At 72.4% G+C, this 15,071-nt stretch carries 13 protein-coding genes, 1 tRNA gene and 1 pseudogene; 8 read left to right on the top strand and 7 right to left on the bottom strand.

The window, feature by feature from the left end:
• Window positions 1-27: 27 nt before the first annotated feature.
• Window positions 28-101 (top strand) — tRNA-Pro (locus M8542_RS00865).
• Window positions 102-153: 52 nt separating this feature from the next.
• Here M8542_RS00865 and M8542_RS00860 read toward each other — a convergent pair.
• A complete protein-coding gene (locus tag M8542_RS00860) occupies window positions 154-918 on the bottom strand; it encodes a class I SAM-dependent methyltransferase (protein ID WP_257918012.1) in 765 nt (254 codons plus the stop codon).
• 39 nt (window positions 919-957) lie between these two features.
• Here M8542_RS00860 and M8542_RS00855 point away from each other — a divergent pair, with 39 nt between their 5' ends.
• Window positions 958-2,808, top strand: coding sequence for a prolyl oligopeptidase family serine peptidase (locus M8542_RS00855; RefSeq protein ID WP_257918011.1), 1,851 nt, complete (start codon window positions 958-960; stop codon window positions 2,806-2,808).
• Between the two features lie 66 nt (window positions 2,809-2,874).
• Here M8542_RS00855 and M8542_RS00850 read toward each other — a convergent pair whose 3' ends face one another.
• From M8542_RS00850 to M8542_RS00830, 5 genes are read right to left on the bottom strand one after another with little or no spacing between them, the layout of a single operon-like run.
• Window positions 2,875-3,060 carry a tautomerase family protein gene (locus M8542_RS00850; protein ID WP_257918010.1) on the bottom strand — a complete coding sequence of 62 codons (186 nt, stop codon included), beginning with the start codon at window positions 3,058-3,060 and terminating at the stop codon, window positions 2,875-2,877.
• Between the two features lie 15 nt (window positions 3,061-3,075).
• On the bottom strand, window positions 3,076-4,113 hold the full coding sequence (locus tag M8542_RS00845; RefSeq protein WP_257918009.1) for a GNAT family N-acetyltransferase: 1,038 nt from the start codon (window positions 4,111-4,113) through the stop codon (window positions 3,076-3,078).
• A complete protein-coding gene (locus tag M8542_RS00840; RefSeq protein ID WP_308210229.1) occupies window positions 4,107-5,219 on the bottom strand; it encodes a GNAT family N-acetyltransferase in 1,113 nt (370 codons plus the stop codon). Before M8542_RS00840 ends, M8542_RS00845 begins: the two co-directional genes overlap by 7 nt.
• 58 nt (window positions 5,220-5,277) lie before the next feature.
• Complete coding sequence (locus tag M8542_RS00835; RefSeq protein ID WP_257918008.1) at window positions 5,278-6,312, bottom strand: GNAT family N-acetyltransferase; 1,035 nt, start codon at window positions 6,310-6,312, stop codon at window positions 5,278-5,280.
• The gene (locus M8542_RS00830; protein ID WP_257918007.1) at window positions 6,309-7,067 is read right to left on the bottom strand and encodes a hypothetical protein; all 759 of its coding nucleotides are present in this window, start codon (window positions 7,065-7,067) and stop codon (window positions 6,309-6,311) included. Before M8542_RS00830 ends, M8542_RS00835 begins: the two co-directional genes overlap by 4 nt.
• Window positions 7,068-7,339: 272 nt before the next feature.
• On the opposite strand from M8542_RS00830, the gene M8542_RS00825 reads away from it, so the two are divergent.
• Genes M8542_RS00825 through M8542_RS00805 form a run of 5 tightly spaced genes read left to right on the top strand, consistent with a single transcriptional unit; the run spans window position 7,340 to window position 13,340 of the window.
• Window positions 7,340-8,350, top strand: coding sequence for a glycosyltransferase family 2 protein (locus M8542_RS00825; protein ID WP_257918006.1), 1,011 nt, complete (start codon window positions 7,340-7,342; stop codon window positions 8,348-8,350).
• Window positions 8,347-9,588, top strand: a complete 1,242-nt coding sequence (locus tag M8542_RS00820; protein ID WP_257918005.1) for an ATP-grasp domain-containing protein — start codon at window positions 8,347-8,349, stop codon at window positions 9,586-9,588. The genes M8542_RS00825 and M8542_RS00820 overlap by 4 nt, the downstream gene beginning before the upstream one ends.
• Window positions 9,585-10,829, top strand: a complete 1,245-nt coding sequence (locus M8542_RS00815; protein ID WP_257918004.1) for a hypothetical protein — start codon at window positions 9,585-9,587, stop codon at window positions 10,827-10,829. Before M8542_RS00820 ends, M8542_RS00815 begins: the two co-directional genes overlap by 4 nt.
• A gap of 19 nt (window positions 10,830-10,848) precedes the next feature.
• Window positions 10,849-12,648, top strand: coding sequence for a carbamoyltransferase family protein (locus M8542_RS00810; protein WP_257918003.1), 1,800 nt, complete (start codon window positions 10,849-10,851; stop codon window positions 12,646-12,648).
• Window positions 12,645-13,340, top strand: coding sequence for a hypothetical protein (locus M8542_RS00805; protein WP_257918002.1), 696 nt, complete (start codon window positions 12,645-12,647; stop codon window positions 13,338-13,340). Before M8542_RS00810 ends, M8542_RS00805 begins: the two co-directional genes overlap by 4 nt.
• Here M8542_RS00805 and M8542_RS00800 read toward each other — a convergent pair.
• On the bottom strand, window positions 13,306-13,932 hold the full coding sequence (locus M8542_RS00800; protein WP_257918001.1) for a TIGR03085 family metal-binding protein: 627 nt from the start codon (window positions 13,930-13,932) through the stop codon (window positions 13,306-13,308). The genes M8542_RS00805 and M8542_RS00800 overlap by 35 nt on opposite strands.
• Here M8542_RS00800 and M8542_RS00795 point away from each other — a divergent pair.
• Window positions 13,931-15,067 (top strand): annotated as a pseudogene (locus M8542_RS00795) (NADH:flavin oxidoreductase/NADH oxidase). The gene M8542_RS00800 and the pseudogene M8542_RS00795 overlap by 2 nt on opposite strands.
• Window positions 15,068-15,071: the final 4 nt, after the last annotated feature.

Genomic DNA, 15,071 nt, shown 5'->3' with positions numbered 1-15,071 from the left:
TTCTCCACGACCCGTTAAGCAGTACCTCGGGGTGTGGCGCAGCTTGGTAGCGTGCCTCGTTCGGGTCGAGGAGGTCGTGGGTTCGAATCCCGCCACCCCGACGAGTAAGAGCCGGTGTCTTCGGACACCGGCTCTTCTGGTTTCAGCGGCGGTTCAGCGGGTCGCGGTCACTTCGACCCAGCACTGGCTGAAGTCCCCGTCACCGCCGCGGGTCCACATCCACGCCGAGCGGGCCGCGCTCGCCAGCTGGTCGCGATCGCGCCCCTCCTCCTTGAGCGCCGCCTCCAACCGCGTCTCCACGTACTTCGCCAGGTCGCGGTAGCTCATGTCCTCGCGGTAGCGCGCTCTCGACACGACTTCCGTGAACCCCGCCGCCGCGCACTGGTCGGCGATCACCCGGCCCGCGAACGGGTTGCCGCCCGCCTGGCGGCGCAGCAGGTAGTGGCCGCGCAACGCCGCGTCGACGTTCGCCGTCTTCGGGCGCACACGGGCCTTGCTCCAGTCCGAAGTGGACAACGCCAGCCTGCCGCCGGGCTTCAGCACCCGGCGCAGCTCGGCCAGTGCGTCCAGCGGCCGGGCGAGGTGCTCGAACAAGGCGTGGGAGAACGCGACGTCCACGCAGCCGGAAGCGAACGGCAGTGCGTAGGCCGACGCCGTCACGAAGTCCACTGTGGACCTTCCGGCGCGGCGCGCGGCCGCCCGGGCGAGCGCCACCTGGCCCGCGTCGAGATCGACCCCGGTGACGCGCGATCCGGCGGCCAGGCCGAGGGTGATCGAGCCGGGACCGCAGCCGAGGTCGACCACCCACATACCCGGGGTGAACAGCGGCTGGGCGAACGTCGCGCGCTCCGCCGCCGTGCGCGCGGACATCATCGAAACCGCGTCTGCACCGTAGCCCGGCGCGTAACCCTCCAGCACCCCGCACACAGTACGGCCAGAAGGTGGCAGGATCGAGGGGTGAGCACGCAGTCAGCCAACCAATATCCGCCCGCGGTGGTCCCGGACCGGCTGTTCGAAGACGCCGAAGCCGAAGCCCGCTGGCGCGCCCGCTTCCACGCGCCGCGCATCTCCACGCCCGACTGGGCTCGCGACGCGCCCGACGCCAACCTCTACGTCTCCAACGCCAGCGGTGTCTGGGAGGTCTACGCCTGGAACCGCGCGACGGGCGAGCACCGCCGCGTCACCGACCGGCCGAACGGCACCATGCACGCCACGACGTCCCCGGACGGCGAGTGGATCTGGTGGTTCGACGACACCGACGGCGACGAGTTCGGCTCGTGGGTGCGCGAGCCGTTCGCCGCGACCGAGGGCAGCGAGCCCGAGAAGGCGGTGCCCGACGTCCACGACGGCTACCCGGCCGGGCTGGAGATCGGCGCGAAGCTCGTCGCGGTCGGCGTCTCGACCGACGACGGCAGCGAGCTGTTCGCCCGGATCGGCGGCGAGACGCACCGCTTCTACAGCCACGCCGACGACGCCGGCATCGCGTCGATGTCGCGCGACGAGAGCCTGCTCGCGATCTCGCACTCCGAACACGGTGACTCGCGCCACTCGGCGCTGCGGGTGGTCGCGGCCGACGGGTTCACCACGGTCGCCGAGAAGTGGGACGGCGAGGGCAAGGGCCTGACCGCCCTCGAGTTTTCGCCGCTGCCCGGCGACCAGCGGCTGCTGGTGCTGCACGAGCGCCGCGGCCGCGAGGAGCTGCTCGTCTGGGACGTCCGGGCGGACACCGAGACCGAGCTCGAGCTCGACCTGCCCGGCGAGGTCGCCGCCGGCTGGTACCCGGACGCGCGGGCGCTGCTCGTCGTCCACTTCCACGAAGGCCGCAGCTCGCTGTACCGCTACGACCTCGACACGTCCGAATTGTCCTCTGTGGACACGCCGGCCGGCCGCATCGGCGGCGCCGGGGTCCGGCCGGACGGGACGGTCGAGTACTCGTGGTCCAGCGCCGCCGAGCCGGCCGCGGTCCGGGCGCGGACCGTCGAGGGCACCGACGCCGTGCTGCTCGAGCCGCCGGGTGAGCGCGCGCCGGGTTCGGAGCCGATGACCGACGCGTTCGTCGACGGCGTCGGCGGCCGGATCCACGCGCTGGTCTCGCGGCCGTCCGGGGCGCCGGAAGGTCCGCTGCCGACGGTGTTCTCCCTGCACGGCGGCCCGCACGCGGCGGACGAGGACCGCTTCTCCGCCTACCGCGCGACGTGGCTCGACGCGGGCTTCGCCGTCGTCGAGGTCAACTACCGCGGTTCGACCGGCTACGGCTCGGCCTGGCGCGACGCCATCGAGGGCCGCCCGGGCCTGACCGAGCTCGAAGACGTCGCCGCGGTCCACGACTGGGCCGTCCAAAGTGGACTCAGCGACCCGAAGAAGTGCGTTGTCAACGGCGCTTCGTGGGGCGGCTACCTGTCCCTGCTCGCGCTCGGCACGCAGCCGACGCGGTGGGCGGCGGGTGTCGCCGGGGTGCCGGTGGCGGACTACGTCGCCGCGTACGAGGACGAGATGGAGCAGCTGCGCTCGTTCGACCGCGCCCTCTTCGGCGGCTCGCCGGAGGACGTGCCGGCGGTGTACCGGGAGTGCTCGCCGCTCACGTACGTCGACGCCGTCGCGGCGCCGGTGCTCGTGCTGGCCGGCGACAACGACCCGCGCTGCCCGATCCGGCAGATCGAGAACTACCTCGACCGGCTGGCCGGCCGCGACCTGCACCACGAGTTCTACCGCTACGACGCCGGCCACGGCTCGCTGGTGATCGCGGAGACGATCAAGCAGACGTCGATCGAGGTCAACTTCGCCCAGCGCGCCCTCGGCCTCCGCTGACCCCAAGCCGTCACTTTCATAGGGAAAGTTGCGCTCGCGCGGAACTTTCCCTATGAAAGTGCCGCTTCAGCGGTCGGAGTGGAGGACGCCGCCGGTGGCCCAGTGGTCCGCGCCGACCTCCACCAGGGTCACCTGGACGCCTTCGGGCTTGCCGCCGCAGGTGCGGATGAACGCGTCGGTCAGCTCGCGGACCAGTGCGCTCTTCTGGGCGGGCGTGCGCCCCGGGAACATGGCAACGCTGATCATCGGCATGGCGGGCTCCTGCTGCTAGGTGGGACGCCGCGAAGCTAGCAGCGGGACGGCCGCCGCGTACTGGGGGACCAGCCGCGCGCCGAGCGTCGCCTTCATCTCCTGCATCTTCTTGCCGAACACCACCGACTCGCGGCCGTTGGCGATCGCCCAGCGCACCGCCTCGCCGTAGAAGTGGAAGTACGCGCCGGCCCGGCCGCCGTCCTCGGGCGGCAGCGCGCCCCAGTGCCGCGCGATCGGACGCGCCGGGTGGTCGAGCACCGTCGCGACGGCGAGCAGCCGGCCGGTGCGCGTGTCGTGGTAGGAGATCACCACGACGTCGGGCTGGCGCAGCAGTGCCGTCAGGTAGCCGGTGAAGTGCGGCAGCGGCACGATCGGGACGTCCCGGTGCTTGCGTTCGTTGAGCCGCAGCACCTCCGCGACGGCGACCGGGTCGGCCTCCTTCCCCGGCACGCACCGCACCTCGACCGACGGGTCGGCGTCGAAGGTGCGGAAGATCTTGCGCAAGTTCTGCTTCCGCTTCCGCGCCAGGGAGTTCATCCAGTCGTCGCGGGAGCCGAACCCGGCGACGTCGAGCACGGCGATGTCCTCGGTCCGGCGCAGCAGCCGGAACCGGCCGCCGGCCGCTTCCCGCCCGGTTTCGCCGACCTGCCGGACCAGCAGCCCGCGGAGCCCGGGCCCGAGCTCGGCCCGCATCGCCGGGACGTACGTCTCGAGCAGGCGCGCCACCCCGCCGTCGGCGCCGGGCTCGGCGAACCACCAGCCGGGCTGCGAGCTCGCGCCGGGCCCGCGGACGTCGAGGCCGCCGAACCAGCCCCGGCCGGTCCCGGCGAACCGGTGCCGCCGGGTGCGGCCGGTGACCCAGGCGGCGCTGACCACCCCGCACGGCCGCCCGCCCTCGCGGAACACGGTGACCGGCTGCGGGGTCCGCGCGGCCCAGGCCTGCGTGGCCAGCACTTCCCAGCTCCAGTCGGCGCGGAGCCCGGCCTGCTCGCGCAACGCCGTCCAGTACCCGGGTTCCGGGTCGTGGCGCGGGTCGAGGACGTCGGTCACCACCGCGTCACCGGCCTCGGGACGACGGCGCCGAACACCGGGCTCGGGCTGAACCCCAGCGACACCTTGAGCTCGGTGGCGCCGCGGCCCAGCGCCAGGAACTTCCGCCGCCGCTCGATCATGTGCCGCACCCCGCGCACGACGACGTCGAAGTACAGGTGCTTCGGCCGGCCGCCACCGGGTGGCAGCGCGGCCCAGTGCTGGTGCAACGGCGTCACCGGGTGGTCGAGCAGGTCGGTGAAGGCGAGCAGGCGCCCGGCCGCGTCGTGGTAGGTCGTGGTGACGACGTCGGGGCGGCGGACGAGCGCGCCGAGGTACTCCGCGGTGACCGGGCCGCGCCGGTCGAGCCGCACCGGTCCCTTGCTTTCGCGGTGGGCGTGCAGCATCGCCGCCAGCTCGGCCGGGTCGAGGTCGTCGCGTGCGGTCCCGGCGCGGACGACGACGTCGGGGTCCGCGGCGATCTTGCGGAGCTGCCCGCGCAAGCTGGAGCGCCGGTTCCGGCTCAGCGCCGCGAGCCAGCCGTCGAGATCGGCGAAGGTGTTCTCCAGCACGAGCGCGGGCAGAACCTCGCGGACGAGCCGGCCGCGCCCGGCGACCAGCCCGGCGGTGTCCGGGGTGACGGCGCGGTAGACCACGCCGAGGCAGCCCGGGCCGGTGCGCCGGCAGGCCGCCTGTTCGAAGCGGCGCAGGATCTCCCGGCGGGCGTCCGCGTCGAGTGCTTCGGCGAAGAGCCACGCGGGGTAGCACGACAGCCAGGCGTGCTGGACCTCCAGCCAGCGCGGACCCCACCGGGCGAGCCCACCGACCGACGCTGGCTCGGCCGATGGGCTGGGCCGGCACACCATGGCGAGCACCGCGGCGACGAGCTCGGCCCCATCGCTCACCAGGGTGAGCAGGTACGGGCTGCGGGACGGCCTCGACTCGATGCCGAGCAGGCCGTAGTCCCAGGTCAGCGGGGCCTGCTGGGTTTCGAGGAAGGCCGCCCAGCCGGCGGGTTCGGGATCGGTGCGCGGGTCCAGCACCCGGACGGTCCAGGTCATCGGCCGGGCCCGGGGGTTCGCGTGCCGCTTGAGGGCGGCGCGACGTGCCGCGACCCCCAGTCGCGGCACCCCACCACCGCCCTCGCACTCTGCGTGTCAGCGTCCACTGTGGACGACGTAGGTCCGGTCATCGGCCCAGCACCGGTCTCGGCGCCACGGCCGCGTAGAGCGAACGCGGCAGGAAACCCAGCTCCTGCTTCAGCTCGCCCATCCCGCGTCCCGCGGACAGCTCCTTCGCCCCGCGCTGGGTCATGAACCGCACCGCGCGCACGTAGGAGTCGAAGTACAGGCCGGACGACCGGCCGCGCTCGTCCAGCGGCAGCGCCGCCCAGTGCTGCAGGCAAGGGCTGTCCGGGTGGTCGAGCATCGTGTTCACCGCGAGCAGCCGGCCTTCGGGGTCGCGGTAGGTGAGCGTGTGCACGTCCGGCCGCCGGAGGTACCAGTGCAGGAACCCCGCCGACGGAACCGTGCGCGTGTCCAGCGGCAGCTTCCCGTACCGCTCGCGGTGGGCCCGGATCAGCGTCGCGACCTCGACGCCGTCGACGTCGTCGCGGCCGGGGCCGCCGCGCACCACCAGGCCCGGGTCCTCGGCGATCCGGCGGCGCCGCCGGCGCAGGCTGCCGCGCCGGGCGCCGGGCAACGTCTTGAGCCAGTCCTCTTCGGACGCGAACCGGTTCGCCAGCACCGCCGTCGGATCCGACGACCGGACCAGCCGGGCGCGGCCACCGACGTGCGCGGCGAGCTCCTCGTCGAGCGCACGGTAGAGCACGCCGAGCAGGCCGACGCCGAAGTGGCGCGGCAACGCGCGTTCGAACTCCCGCACCAGCGCGCCCCGGTCACCGAAGCCCGGGGCGAACACGATGCCGGGAAAACCGCTGAGCCACGGCTGGTACACCTCGGCCCAGAACGGCCGCAGCGAGCGGCGGCCCGGCGCGGGCGCGAACCGCGGCGCGAGCCGGGGCCGGCAGACCAGCACGGACGCCCCGGCGACGATCTCGCCACCGTCGGTCGCGACGACCAGCTGCTGCGGGTTGCGCGCACCCCAGGCCTCGAAGCCCATCAGCGCGTAGTCCCACACCGGGTGCAGCCGCGCGGTCCGGGTGAACTCCGCCCAGCCCTCAGGCGCCGGGTCGGTGCGGGGATCGTGGAAGGCGAACTTCATGTCAGGACGACCGGGGTGCCGTGCCGCGGGCAGGGCGCGATCTCGCCACGCACGCCACCGGCCGGGAGGACGTCGACGAACCGCGGGGAATCCTGGCGCAGCAACGTGAACGCGAGCCCGGCGGCGGTCGGCCGCGCGTAGACGTGCGGCCAGTCGAGGTGCCAGCGGCCGCAGCCGCCGAGCGCGCCGAGGTACCCGAGCGCCGGGTCGTGCAGGACGCCGTACGGGCCCGCGTCCAGTGAGTCGAGCTCGTGGTGCGGCACGGCCTCGACGCGCTGGTCCTCGGTGAACGCGGTGATGGCCTTGTCGTCGCCGACCGCGAGCACCCGGTCACCGCGGCCCAGCACCGCGGCGACCTCGCGCAGCACGGCCGCGCTCGGCTCGTCGGGGTCCGCGACGCAGCCCCGGACCCCCTTCGGCAGGTCGGCCGGCGGGCGCAGGCCGTCCGGTCCGAGCAGGACGACCAGGCTGCCGGGCCCGGCTGCCCGCGCGGTCCGCAGCACCCGGCCGAGCCCGCGGGCGGGTTCGGTCCGCGGTGCGCCACCGGCCAGCGGCACGAGGTCGACGAGCTTGTGCACGGCCTCCGCGAGTGGCGCCGCACCACCGTTCGTCCCGGTGCGCCCGGGCACCAGGACCGGGTCCTCCCGGCCGTCGAGTGCCCAGCGCTCGCGGTAGAACGGCACCGTCGCGAACGCCGACCGGACCGCCCGGACGTAGGCAGCACGCCACCAGACCCCCGCCCCCAGATTCCACATGGCCGGGGAGTCTGCGCCATCGGCGGCCCGCGCGGAAGAACTTGCCGCGCAGGACACCCCGAATGCCGGATGGGTTACTACTTTGGTCTGGGTCTGAATGGTGGAATTCGCAGATCTGCCGTCGCAAAAACTCTTTCCGTCTGCTTATAACTCCGCGACACAGCACGTCGGCAAGCCGCCTTACCGAATCCATCTGGGGGATTCATGATCACCATTCGCACTGTCGGTGACCGTTCGGACACGAATCCGGTACGGCACGCCCGGCGCAACAGATGACCAGCAGTTTTCCCGGGCCATCGACCGGTGGACTCAGCGTAGTCATTCCGTGCTTCAACGAAGTCGAGAACATCGAACCGTCCTATCGGGAAATAACCAACGAACTCGCCGATTATTCGCTGGAACTGTTTTACGTCGACGACGGAAGCGTCGACGGGACGTTGGACAAGATCCGCGCGTTAGCCCATTCGGACCCACGCGTCCGGTACGTTTCGTTCAGCCGGAACTTCGGGTTCGAGGCGGCCTTCTCGGCGGGCTACCGCTATGCGTCACGGCCGTGGATCCTGCACATCGACGCCGACCAGCAGTTCCCCGCCGCCGAGGCGGGGAAGCTCATCGCCGCGGCCGAAGCGGGCAACGACGCGGTGTTCGGCGTCCGCACCAACCGCCAGGACCCGTTGCTGCGGCGCTGGGGCACCGCCGCGTTCCACTTCCTCGGCCGCCGGGTGCTGCGCATCGAAATCCCGCCGGGGGCGACGGCGTTCCGGCTGGTGCGCGCGGAACTGGCCCGCAAGATCGTCGACCTGCGGCTGGGCACGCCGTACTTCCTGGCCACGGTCCCCCGCCTGACCAGCCGCTACACCTGCGTCCAGGTCGCACACCGGGCGCGGGAGCGCGGGAAGTCCAAAGTGGGCTTCGGGTTCCTGGCTTCGCACGCCATCGAGCTCTTCGTCGGGTTCACGCGACGGCTCACGACGGCGGCGTCCGTGACGGCGCTGATCGCCGGGGTGATCGGGCTGCTCGTCGCCGGCACGGCCGCCTTCGGGCTGCTCGGCGCCGGGGTCGAGGCCGCGGTGCTGACCGGGCTGCTCGGCGTGCTCCTGCTCGTGTCGTCGCTGACCGTGCGCTACCTCGTCGTGGTCGGCGCGGGCCAGGCGCGGCCGCGGCAGTTCTACATCCGGGAGGCGAACGTCGACGTCGACGCCGAGGACCGGCTCTTCACCCCGGCGGACCCGGCGGGTCCCCGGCTCATCGATGTGCAACTGGGGAAAGGCGTTTCAGCGTGACGAGTTCGGAAAACGGGTCCGCGAGAACCCTGGTGATCCTGGGCGGCGCGGACGGTTCGGTCAGCACCTACGAGCGGGCGCGGGAGCTGGGGTTCCGCACGATCTGCGTCGACGTCCGGCCCGGCGCGCCGGCGGTGGCGTACGCGGACGAGTTCCTGCAGGTCAGCGTCCGCGCGCCGGAGCAGATCGCGGCGGCGCTGGACGGCCGCCGCGACCTCGCCGGCGTGCTGTGCCCGGCCAGCGACGTCGGCCTGCCGGCGCTGGCCTGGCTGACCCGGCACTGGGGCATGCCGGACCCGCTGCCCGAGTACGCGGTGCGGGCGTCGACGGACAAGTCGGTCTTCCGCGCGCTGTGCGACCACCTGGGGCTGCCGGGCTACCGCAGTGTCGACGGCCGGCCCGGCCCGGAGCTGGTGCACGCCGCCCAGCAGCTGCGGTTCCCCGCCCTGGTCAAGCCGGTCGACTCCTCGGGCAGCCGCGGGGTCGTCTCGTGCCCCGGCCCGGGCCGGCTGACCAAGGCGTTCACCGAGTCGCTCGCGTTCTCCCCGTCGGGCCGGCTGGTCGTGGAAGAGCACCTCGACGGCTCGCACTTCACCATCGAGGCGCTGGTCGTCGACGGCCGGATCGTCTTCCACGCCGTCACCGAGCGGGTGCTCACGCCGCCGCCGTTCTTCGTGACGGCGTCGCACCTGCTGCCAGCCGAGCTGCCCGCGGACGTCGAGCTCAGCCTGATCGAGGCGCTCGACCTGATCTGCACCGAGCTCGGCTACCGCACCGGCCCGCTCACCCTGGACGCCGTCCTCGGCCGCGACGGCCGGCTGTACCTCATCGAGATGGGCGCCCGGATGGGCGGCAACGGGCTCGCGGAGGCGATCGCGCACTGCCACGGCGCCGACCTGATCGGCGCCGGGATCGCCGCGGCCACCGGCGGCGAGGTGCGCCTCGACCTGCACGAGCCGAAGCCGACCCTGGTGCACATCCTGGCGTCCGACCGCGGCGGTCACCTGTCCCGAGTGGACGGTGTGGATGACGTGCGCGCGCTGCCCGGCCTGGTCGGGCTGCACTTGTTCGCCGACGAGGGTTCCTTCGTCCGGCCGTACGAGCAGGCGGGCCACAAGCTGGGGTACGTCGTGCTCACCGCCGGGTCGGTGCCCGAGCTGCTCACCGCGGAGAACGCCGTGCGCGGCACGCTGAAGTTCCTGCTCCACGAGCAGGACATGGCGGTGCCCCTGCCGTGACGAGCTCCTCGGTCACCGCGGCCGTGGCCCCACCGCGACCGGCGGTGGTGCTGCGGCTGCTCGCCGGCCGGGGCGTGTTCCGGTTGTCGGTCCAGCTGATGGGGCTGGTGCTGATCACCGCGTGGGGTGCCCGCGACTACGGGCGCTTCGCGAACGCGCTCGGGCTGATGACCTGGCTGAACTTCGTGCCGGGCGCGGCGGAGAAGTCCGCGTTGAAGACCCTCCCGCGGCTGCGGCTGACCCGCGACGCCGTCGCGGCGCTCGCGGTCCGCATCGCCGCGGCGCCGGTCCTGGCGGTGCTGGCCGCGATGGTCGTCGCGCTGGTGGTGGCGCCGAAGTCGGACGCGGCGCTGTACCTGACGGCGGCGGGGTGGTCGATCGCCGGCGGGCTGCTGATGACGGTGTCCGGTCTGCACCGGCTGCGCGGTAAGTCCACTTTGGACGCGCTGGCGTTCACCGCGGGCTCGGTCGTGGTCGGCGTGGTCACCTGCGTGACGTGGGCGGTGCGCTGGCCGCCGGAAACGCACTTGGCGCTGTTGCTGGGCGGGCTGCTGGTGATCCTCGGCACGTCGGCCGCCCTGCTGCCGAGGCCGTGGCTGCGCGGCGGCGGCGTGGCGGGGCACCGGCTCCTGCCCGCCTACGGCCGCAGCACCGTCCTGCTCGGCCTGACCGAGGTGCTCGACGTGCTCTCGACGTCGGTCGTGTTCGGCGTGCTCGCGCTGTCCGGGCGGACCACCGACAGCGGCCCGTTCTACCTGGCGCTGCTGGTGTCCAGCGCGTTCTGCTCGCTGCTGTTCTACCAGCTGAAGCTGCACCAGCCGACGGCGTCGTGGCGGCTGCGCGGCACCGGCGCGGCGGCCGGGCGGGCCCGGGCGGGCGGGCTGCTGAAGCTGGTCGAACGCGCCGGGATCGCGTTCGCCGTGCTGCTGGCCGCCGGGCTGGCCGCGCCCGCGACCCGGGCGTGGCTCGGCGCCGAAGACAACTACGTCGTGCTCGCGGCGCTCGTGCTCCTCGAGACGGCGCTGTACGCGACCGGGCTCTACGCGAGCTTCCTCGTCGAAAACACCAACAGCAAGGTGCTGACGCTGACGTCGGGCACCGCCGTCGTCTCACTGGCCGTCACCGCCGTCGCCGCGGCGGTGCTCGTCCCCGCGCTCGGGCCGGTGGGCGGGTTCGCCGCGCTCGTCCTCGCGCTCGCGGTCAAAGCGGCGGTCCTGCGCCGTCTGGTCCGCCGTCACTGAACCACTGGGAGAGAAAGACATGTACGTACTGGGCATCAGCAGGGTCCACGACTCGGCCGCGGCACTCGTGCGCGACGGCGAGATCATCGCCTTCGCCGAAGAAGAACGCTTCACGCGCGTCAAGCACGACGGCGGCTTCCCCGCCGAGGCCATCAAGTTCTGCCTGGAGCGGGGCGGCATCACCCTCGCCGACGTCGACCACGTCGCCTACTACTGGCAGCGCTGGAAGGAGGGCGTCCACGCGGCCAAGGTGTTCGCGCGGTACTTCCCCGGCACCCTCGACGTCTTCCGCAACGCCAACGGCGACGAAGGCGGCAAGTCGGCCGGCATGGTCGACACGTTCCGGACCGGCGGCGGCTCCGGCCACGACGACTACCACGTCGGCGGCGCGGTCCTGGCCCACATCAAGCGGTCCTACACGCTCGCGAACGACGTCAAGGAGGCCGCCGGCTGGACCGGCCCGACGAAGTTCAAGACCCACCTCGTCGACCACCACCGCGCGCACGCGGCGAGCGGGTACTTCATCTCGCCGTGGAACGAGTCCGCCGTGCTCACCTTCGACGGCATCGGCAGCGACGGCACCGCGACCTACCTCGCGCACGGGCGCGGGAACCAGCTCGTCGACCTCCGGCGGATCAAGTTCCCGCACTCGCTCGGCGCGATGTACGCCGGTGTCACCGGTTACCTCGGCTTCTTCCCCACCCGCGACGAAGGCAAGATCATGGGCCTCGCGCCGCTGGGCGAGGACACCTACGTCGACGCGTTCAAGCAGCTCATCCACCTCGACGACGACGGCGGCTTCGAGCTGGACCTGAGCTGGTTCGGCCACCACCGCACCGGCAAGCACGTGATGTCCCGGAAGTTCACCGACGCCTTCGGCCCGGCCCGGCCGAAAACCCGGGTCACGGCCGCGAACCCCGTTCCCCAGCACTACTGCGACATCGCCTACGCCCTGCAGGTGACGCTCGAAGAAGCCGGCCTGCACCTTGCTCGGTGGCTCCAGCGCGAGACCGGTTCGAAGCGGCTGTGCGTCGCGGGCGGGGTCGCGCTCAACAGCGTCATGAACGGCCGGATCCTGCTGGAGACGCCGTTCGAGGACTTCTTCGCCCAGCCCGCGGCGGCCGACGACGGCTGCGCGCTCGGCGCGGCCCTGGACGTCTCGGTCGCCAAGTACGGCAAGCCACGCCCGCGCGACGGCTTCACCTACACGGGCCCGGACTACACCGAGGCCGAAATGGAGCTGGCCCTGCAGGACGCCGGTGTCGAGTACCACCGCGTCGACGACATCGCCGCGCACACGGCCGCCAAGATCGCCGACGGCAAGATCGTCGGCTGGGTGCAGGGCCGGATGGAGTGCGGGCCGCGGGCGCTGGGCAACCGGTCGCTCGTCGCCGACCCGCGCGACCCCGAGTCGAAGACGCGGATGAACGAGAAGGTGAAGCACCGCGAGGCGTTCCGGCCGTTCGCGCCGTCGTGCCTGGAAGAGCGGGCGGGCGAGTACTTCGTCAGCGACTACCCGTCGCCGGTGATGCTGCTGGTGTTCGACGTCCTGCCGGACAAGCGGGCCGAAGTTCCGGCGATCACGCACGTGGACGGCACCGCGCGGGTGCAGACTGTCAGTCGCGCGGACAACCCGCTGTACTACCGGATGATCAGCGAGTTCGAGAAGCTGACGGGGGTGCCGATGGTCGTCAACACTTCGTTCAACGACAACAACGAGCCGATCGTGGCGAGCCCGGCCGACGCGATCGCGTGCTACCTCAAGACCGACGTCGACGCGCTGGCGCTGGGTCCGTTCTGGGTGGAGAAGGAACTGTGACGCTCTTGGACGAATCGCCCGGCCTGGTCGCCGCCCTGTACCGGCGGCGGCAGTGGCTGTGGCTGGTCGCCGCCGTCCCGGCGGTGGTGACCGCACTGCTGATCATGGTGGTGCTGCCGCCGGACCAGACGCTGGACAACGTCGGCGACTGGGCGTTCAAGCTGTGCCCGTTCTTCTTCGCGGTGCTGACCGTGTCGTTGTTCCCACGCGGTCGCTTCGGGCCGGCGCTGATCGTGCTCGCCGTTTTCGTCTACATGTCCTATTTGGACACCGAGCTGGTGATGCGGGTGCAGGACTTCGCCCGCTCGCCCGACGGCGACTTCCAGCCGGTGTACCAGTTCGAGCTGTTCGTCACGACGTTCATCGTGCTGTTCGCGCTGCTGGCCTACCGGCTCGGCGGCGGCCGCACGGCGAACGTGCTCAAGGTCGGCATCGCGTCGATCCTCGTGGTCATCTCGGGGGTCAACGACCTGACGTTCTGGGCGCTCAACGACGTCTGGGCGGCGGGTGCGAAGCCGGCTGAGCTGAAGTGGGCTTCGCACATGATCGTGTTCCTCGGCGGGCCGCCGAGCGTGCCGGCCGCGGTGGCTTTCATGGCCGTCCACCTGGTGCTGGCCGCGATCGTCGTGGCGCTGCCGGTGGGCCGCTGGGTGTCAGTCAGAGTCCACGGTGCACCGACTGGAGCTTCGTGACGGCGGCCGCGTCGCCCTCGAAGTCCAGGTCGACGGCGTCGCGGCCGAACACGAACAGCAGCAGGTCGATCGGGTCGCCGACCACGGTGACCGGGTCGGGCCCGGTCTTGACCGCGGCCTCCTGGCCGGTCTTCGTCTTCAGCGTGACACCGACGGGCGCCTTGCGGAGGTTGAGCTTGGCGGCGCCTTTCGCGGACTTCCAGGCGGCGGCGTCGCGGGTGGGGTCGGCAGGCCGCGGCTGCCAGCCGGGCTGCGCGCGCCGGACGTCCTCGTGGTGGACGAGGAACTCGGCGGTGTTGGTCAGCTCGTCGAGCGGGCCGAGCGAGGTGGGCCAGAACTTCGACGGACCCTGCCGGACCTGCTCGACCAGGCTTTCCCACGGCTTCGCGGCGTAGCGGTCCTGGACCTTCTGCGTGTACCCGGCGAGCGCGGGCACCATGATCCCGGGCGCGGCATCGGGCCGGTGCTCGCGCACGACGAGGTGCGCGGCGAGGTCCCGGGTGGTCCACCCCTCACACAACGTGGGCGCGTCGGGCCCGAGGTCGTGCAGGAGCGTGGCCAAGGCCTGGCGTTCGTCAGCAGCGACACCCATGTGGTCGACGTTACCCGCCGGTACCGCCGGTGGCGACGGGAAGAGACGGCGGGCACGTGTCGTTGATCCAGTGGTGAGCCGACTCTTCAGCCCGATCACCGTCCGCGGCCTGACCCTGCCGAACCGCGCGTGGGTGTCGCCGATGTGCCAGTACTCCGCCACCGACGGCGTGCCGGGTGACTGGCACCTCGTGCACCTCGGCCAGTTCGCCACCGGCGGCGCGGGGCTCGTCATGACCGAGGCGACCGCGGTGGCCCCGGAAGGCCGGATCAGCCCGCAGGACACCGGCATCTGGAACGACGTCCAGGCCGGGGCCTGGCGCCGGATCGTGGACTTCACGCACGGCCAGGGCGCGGCCATCGGCATGCAGCTGGGGCACGCCGGCCGCAAGGGCTCGACACACCGGCCGTGGGAAGGACCGGGCAGCATCCCGCCCTCGCAGGGCGGCTGGGAGAGCGTCGGCCCGTCCGCGACGGCGTTCGGCCAGTACGCCGCCCCGCGCTCGCTGACCACGGACGAAGTGGCGGCCCTCCCGCAAGCGTTTGCGGCGGCGGCCCGGCGCGCGGTCGACGTCGGCTTCGACGTCCTGGAGCTGCACTTCGCGCACGGCTACCTCGTGCACCAGTTCCTCTCCCCGCTGTCGAACACCCGCACCGACCGCTACGGCGGCGACTTCGAGGGCCGCACCCGGCTCGCGCTCGAAATCGCCGACGCGGTCCGCGCGACGACCGGCGTCCCGCTGTTCGCCCGCCTCAGCGCCACCGACTGAACCGAGGGCGGCTGGACTCTCGACGACTCCGTCCGCTTGGCGAAGCTGCTGGCCGAGCGCGGGATCGACCTGATCGACACCTCCACTGGCGGCAACAACCCGAGCGCCGACATCCCCGTCGGCCCGGGCTACCAGGTCCCGTTCGCCGAGCGGATCCGCGCCGAAACCGGCCTCCCGACCGGCGCGGTCGGCATGATCACCGACCCGCGCCAGGCGGAGGAGATCCTCGAGAACGACCAAGCCGACGTCGTGTTCCTGGCCCGCGCGCTGCTGCGAGACCCGCACTGGCCCCTGCGCGCGGCGAACACCCTCGGCGCGGAGGTGCACTGGCCCACCCAATACGCCCGCGCCAAGACCTGGCACTGAGGCG

The sequence above is a fragment of the Amycolatopsis iheyensis genome, from assembly GCF_024703995.1.
Taxonomy (GTDB): Bacteria; Actinomycetota; Actinomycetes; order Mycobacteriales; family Pseudonocardiaceae; genus Amycolatopsis; species Amycolatopsis iheyensis.
This window is presented reverse-complemented; position numbering and strand designations above follow the sequence as displayed.

Coding starts and splice junctions, on each gene's coding strand:
- M8542_RS00850 (WP_257918010.1), bottom strand. CDS start 3,060: ATGCCGATGATCAGCGTTGCCATGTTCCCGGGGCGCACGCCCGCCCAG.
- M8542_RS00835 (WP_257918008.1), bottom strand. CDS start 6,312: ATGAAGTTCGCCTTCCACGATCCCCGCACCGACCCGGCGCCTGAGGGC.
- M8542_RS00830 (WP_257918007.1), bottom strand. CDS start 7,067: ATGTGGAATCTGGGGGCGGGGGTCTGGTGGCGTGCTGCCTACGTCCGG.
- M8542_RS00825 (WP_257918006.1), top strand. CDS start 7,340: ATGACCAGCAGTTTTCCCGGGCCATCGACCGGTGGACTCAGCGTAGTC.
- M8542_RS00810 (WP_257918003.1), top strand. CDS start 10,849: ATGTACGTACTGGGCATCAGCAGGGTCCACGACTCGGCCGCGGCACTC.
- M8542_RS00800 (WP_257918001.1), bottom strand. CDS start 13,932: ATGGGTGTCGCTGCTGACGAACGCCAGGCCTTGGCCACGCTCCTGCAC.